Annotated in this window: 5 protein-coding genes; 1 reads left to right on the top strand and 4 read right to left on the bottom strand. The window is 61.6% G+C overall.

The annotated features are described in order from the left end of the window. Positions 1-84: 84 nt before the first annotated feature. From AYR66_RS21515 to lptF, 3 genes are read right to left on the bottom strand one after another with little or no spacing between them, the layout of a single operon-like run. On the bottom strand, positions 85-459 hold the full coding sequence (locus AYR66_RS21515) for a sirohydrochlorin chelatase (RefSeq protein WP_088709205.1): 375 nt from the start codon (positions 457-459) through the stop codon (positions 85-87). 8 nt (positions 460-467) lie between these two features. Continuing rightward, complete coding sequence (lptG, locus tag AYR66_RS21510) at positions 468-1,595, bottom strand: LPS export ABC transporter permease LptG (RefSeq protein ID WP_088709204.1); 1,128 nt, start codon at positions 1,593-1,595, stop codon at positions 468-470. Then, complete coding sequence (gene lptF, locus AYR66_RS21505) at positions 1,592-2,725, bottom strand: LPS export ABC transporter permease LptF (protein WP_088709203.1); 1,134 nt, start codon at positions 2,723-2,725, stop codon at positions 1,592-1,594. Before lptF ends, lptG begins: the two co-directional genes overlap by 4 nt. A 41-nt stretch (positions 2,726-2,766) precedes the next feature. Here lptF and AYR66_RS21500 point away from each other — a divergent pair, with 41 nt between their 5' ends. Then, entirely contained in the window at positions 2,767-4,275 is a 1,509-nt protein-coding gene (locus AYR66_RS21500; RefSeq protein WP_088709202.1) for a leucyl aminopeptidase, read from the top strand. A gap of 42 nt (positions 4,276-4,317) precedes the next feature. Here AYR66_RS21500 and AYR66_RS21495 read toward each other — a convergent pair. Continuing rightward, the coding region (locus AYR66_RS21495) for a substrate-binding domain-containing protein (protein WP_170942336.1) at positions 4,318-4,841 on the bottom strand (524 nt) is incomplete at its 5' end.

The following is a 4,841-nucleotide window of genomic DNA, read 5'->3' as shown; positions in this document are numbered from 1 at the left end:
AAACCCCGCCAATAACGGCATCTGGAGCGCATGGCGGGTTTGGCTTCGCTCTACCCACCCTACACGATTTTTGCAGCCCCAATCTCAGGCTTTCAGCGAACCGATGCAATACCGCGCGATCGCATTCAACACTTCCGCATCTTCCCCGACCGCAGCAACCGACCTGATCGCCACATCCGGATAATCCTGCCGGAGCTGGTCGACCATCACCGGCAAGTCACGCAATACGTGCCCGCCCTGCCCGAAGAAGATGGGCACAATCGTCACCTCGCTGCAACCATCCTGCACCAGCTGCTTCACGAGTTCGGGAAGGCGCGGCTCCATCAATTCGAGGAAGGCCAGCGATACCGAAACCTCCGGCATCTGCGCCTGCGTGAGCTGCTGCAACCGGCGAAAAGGCTCGGCCCAGCGCGGATCGCGCGCGCCGTGACCAAACAGGACGAGGGAACGCTGCGCCATGATGCCTCCTAATGTTTCTGCACCCAAAGCAAGGCGGCAATCGCCACCAGCAGGAAGGTTGCGCTGGGCAAGACCGCCGTTGCAAGCGGCGGCCAGGTATTGAGCAAACCGAGGTGCGAGAACAGACTGTTGAGCAACTGGAAGCTCACGCCGATCATAATGCCAATGAAAATCTTCAGGCTGACACCGCCGGCACGGAAATGCAGATACGCGAAAGGCAATGCCAGCGCCATCATGACCAGCACCGCGAGCGGATAGAACAGTTTTTTCCAGAAGGCGATTTCGTAGCGTTCCGTCGTCTGCTTGTTCTCCGCAAGATGGCGCGTGTAGGTGGCGAGCCCGTAGGCGGACATGCGGTCCGGGTCGGCAAACAGGACTGACAGGATATCCGGTGTGATTTCCGATACGAGGTCCCTTGCATTCAGCTTCCTGGTGGTAACGACAGCGGTGACGTCGGTGGCATTGTGCGGAAAGACCGTCTCCGTCACATTGGCCAGGCGCCAGGTATTGTTGTTCCGGTAGTCCGCGCGGTCGGCGGTCACTACCGCCGTCAAATGAAAATCACGATCAAACTCGTACATCTTCACGCCCTGCAGCTGGCCATCCGGCGTCACGTCGGCCACATTCAGGAAGCGCGAACCGATCGGCTCGCCGTCGACGCCATCCTGCCGAATGACGTCCTTCGTCCACAGCCCTGTACGAAACTCCTTCGAGACGGTGGATCCCTGCGCCTGCAGCTTGAGCCGTTCGCCCATCTCGCTACTGGCCGGCGCGATCACTTCACCGAACAGGAAAGTGAACAGTACAAAGACGATGCCGACCTTGGCCAGCATCCACCCTGCCCGCCCGGTCGAGAGGCCCGAAGCGCGCATGATCGTGAATTCGGACCTGGCGGCCAGCTGCGCCAGCGCGTAAATCGTGCCGATCAGCGCCGCGATCGGCATGAGGTCGTAAACGTAGCCGGGCAATCCCATGGCGACGTAGAGGAAAGCATGCTGCAGCTCATAGCCGCCGCGTCCGACCTGCGGCAATTCGCCGATCAGGTCGAAAAAGGCAAACAGCGCAAGGAAAGCCACCAGCGCAAACGCAACCGCGGCAGTCACTTCCCGTGACACATATCGGTCCAGCACTCTCATTGCGCCCCCGCTTTCCGGAACAGCCATGCGCGCTTGAATGCGCCCCACTTCGTGGCCGGGTGGTATTCGCTGTTGACGAAGAGACGCCAGGAAAACAGCAGCACGATCATGATCGCGGCGACCAGGTGCAACGGCCACCATGCGGCTTCGAAGGCAAGGCGCTTTTGCACCACCGCTGCCTGGAATACGCTGGCCATGTTGCTGTAGATGATAAACAGCAGCAAGGCAATCAGCAGGTTCGCCGAGCGCCCGCCACGCGGATTGGCAAAGCTCAGCGGAATGGCGAGCAGCATGAGCAGCAGGCCCATCAGCGGCAGCGAAATGCGCCACAGCAGTTCACCAGCATTGAAGTTGTTCATGTCAGCCAGCAATTCCGGCGTGGACAGGGAACGGGCCGACTGGTCACCGACCAGCGCCTGCGACTGGCGCGCCACCAGCACGCCGTAGCGCTCGAATTCCATCACGCGGAAATCCGCCTGGGTGGTCATGCCGTCGTAACGGCGTCCCTGGTTCATCACCAGGAACTTGTCGCCGCGTTCGTCAACCACGACCGAGCCTTCCTGCGCCACCACGATGCTGTTGCGGCCATCCTTGACGGTGTTGACGAATACATTCTGCACCTTGGTTGCATCGCCGCTGACGCCTTCGACAAAAAAGATGCGGTCGGCGGAGGACGATTCCTGGAAGCGGCCCGGCGAAACCTTCGAGATGTCCTCGCGCTTCTGGAAGCGCTCGCGGAACTCGGCGCTCTGGCGGTTGGCCCAAGGCGTCACGAAGAAGCTCAATGCGATCACCGCGACGATGATGGGCAGTCCGAAGGTCAGGACCGGCTTGATCCAGCGCGACAGGGAAAGCCCTGACGCAAACCAGACCACCATTTCCGAATCCTGGTAACTTCGCGTGACGACAACGAGGACCGAGATGAAGGAGGTGAGGATCAAGATGATCGGCAGGTAACGCAACGCGGCGAAGCCCATCAGCGCGATCACATCCTGTGACGCGACCTTGCCTCCAGCCGCCTGGCCGAGGATCTTGATCAACATGACAGTAATTGTGATCGTGAAGAGCGTGGTGAAGACAGCGCCTGCGGTACTTACCAGTTCGCGTCGGAGAGCGCGCTGAAAGATCATTGAATAGAAGACTATAATTGCGTCTGGAGAAGGAGTGATCTATGGACTTTAGCATAAAACCAATCGAGGCTAAAACCGGCCTCCAGGGCGTGAAAACCGGCTGCATCGCAGTCGGCGTATTTGAAGACAAGAAACTCTCCGCGGTCGCGAAAGCGCTCGACGGCAAGGGCGCAATCACCGCGGCGCTCAAGTCGGGCGACATCACCGGCAAGGCAGGCTCGACCCTGCTGCTGCGCGGACTCGACGGCGTCGCCGCCGAACGCGTGCTGCTGGTGGGTCTCGGCAGCGAAGAGTCCGTATCCGACAAGAACTTCCAGTCGGCCGTGCAAGCCGTGGCCCGCGTGTTTTCCGGCCTCGGCGCAAATGAAGGCACGATCGCCCTGCCCTTCGAGGACGTCAAGAACCGTGACGTGTCCTGGGCGGTCCGCTGCGCCGTGCTCGCGATCCGCGAGGCGAACTACCGCTTCGACCAGACCAAGAGCAAGAAGGAACCGGAAAAAGGCGGCGTGAAGAAGATTTCCCTGCTGACCTCCGCCACCGCCGCAAATGCCGCCAAGACCGCCGCCGCGCAGGCCGCGGCCGTCGCCAATGGCGTGGCCCTGACCAAGGACCTCGGCAATCTCGCCCCCAACATCTGCACGCCGACCTACCTCGCCGGCGTCGCCAAGAAACTGGCCAAGGACTACAAGTTCGGCGTCGAGGTGCTGGACCGCAAACAGATCGAAGCGCTCAAGATGGGCAGCTTCCTGTCAGTGACCAAGGGCAGCGACGAACCGCCGAAGTTCATCGTGCTCAAGTACAACGGCGGCAAGCCGAAGGATGCGCCGGTCGTGCTGGTCGGCAAGGGCATCACTTTCGATACCGGCGGCATTTCGCTCAAGCCGGGCGCCAACATGGACGAGATGAAGTACGACATGTGCGGCGCGGCTTCGGTGCTCGGCACCTTCCGCACGCTCGGTGAACTCGGCCTCAAGCTGAATGTCGTCGGCGTCATTCCGACTTGCGAGAACATGCCTTCCGGCCGCGCTTCCAAGCCGGGCGACATCGTGACCTCGATGTCTGGCCAGACCATCGAGATCCTGAACACGGACGCCGAAGGCCGCCTGATCCTGTGCGATGCACTGACCTACGTCGAACGCTTCAAACCGGCAGTCGTGGTGGACATCGCGACCCTGACGGGCGCCTGCGTGACCGCGCTCGGCCACCACAACACCGGCCTGTTCACGCGCCATGACGACGCGCATGACGCGCTGGCAAGCGCGCTGCTGGCAGCGGGCAAGGAAACCGGCGACACCGCGTGGCGCATGCCTATCGAGGACGCCTACCAGGAACAGCTGAAGTCGAACTTCGCCGACATGGCCAACATCGGCGGCCCGCCGGGCGGCAGCATCACCGCGGCCTGCTTCCTGGAGCGCTACACGAAGAAGTACACCTGGGCGCACCTCGACATCGCCGGCACGGCGTGGAAGAGCGGCGCGGCGAAAGGCGCGACCGGGCGTCCGGTGCCGCTGCTGACGGCCTTCCTGATGAACCGGGCGAACGGCAAGTAAGCCATCCTTCCTGCGGGCACGTCTGTCGTGCCCGCATTCCCATCACATCCCCTGCTCCCGCTTCTTCCCATGCGCCTGCAACAGGCAGTCATGGAATACCTGCGTCACCCGCTGCGGCCCCGGCGATTGCCGGATGACGCTCAGGAAACTGCACTCATAGCGGAACTGTGACGGTTTCACCGCCTGCATCAATCCATCCGCCTCAAAGCTCTTCGCATAGTGATCCGGCAGGAAGCCGAGGAACTCGCCGGACAGGATGAAGGTCGCGATCGATTCCTGGTCGAAGCCGGTTGCTTTGCGTGCCAGCCGCACGCGCTGGCTGATTTCCATGTTGGGCGAGTGGTAGCCGAGGCCGGCGAAACGGTAACCTGCAAGGCTGGCCCATGTCAGCTGCTCCTTCTTCGCCTCGAACAGCGGGTGCCGCCTGCCGCAATACAGCAGCATGGTTTCGCCGAACAATTCGTTGTATTCCAGGCTGGCCGAGTTGCGATGCGCCGGGATGACGCCGACCTGGAACTGGCCGTCCATGATGCCGCGCTCGATGGTATTGATCGGCGCCACATGCA

It is taken from the genome of Noviherbaspirillum denitrificans (genome assembly GCF_002211445.1).
In the GTDB taxonomy this organism is placed as follows: Bacteria; Pseudomonadota; Gammaproteobacteria; order Burkholderiales; family Burkholderiaceae_D; genus Noviherbaspirillum; species Noviherbaspirillum denitrificans.
The sequence above is the reverse complement of the archived record's forward strand: the minus strand, read 5'-3'. Positions and strand labels throughout refer to the sequence as shown.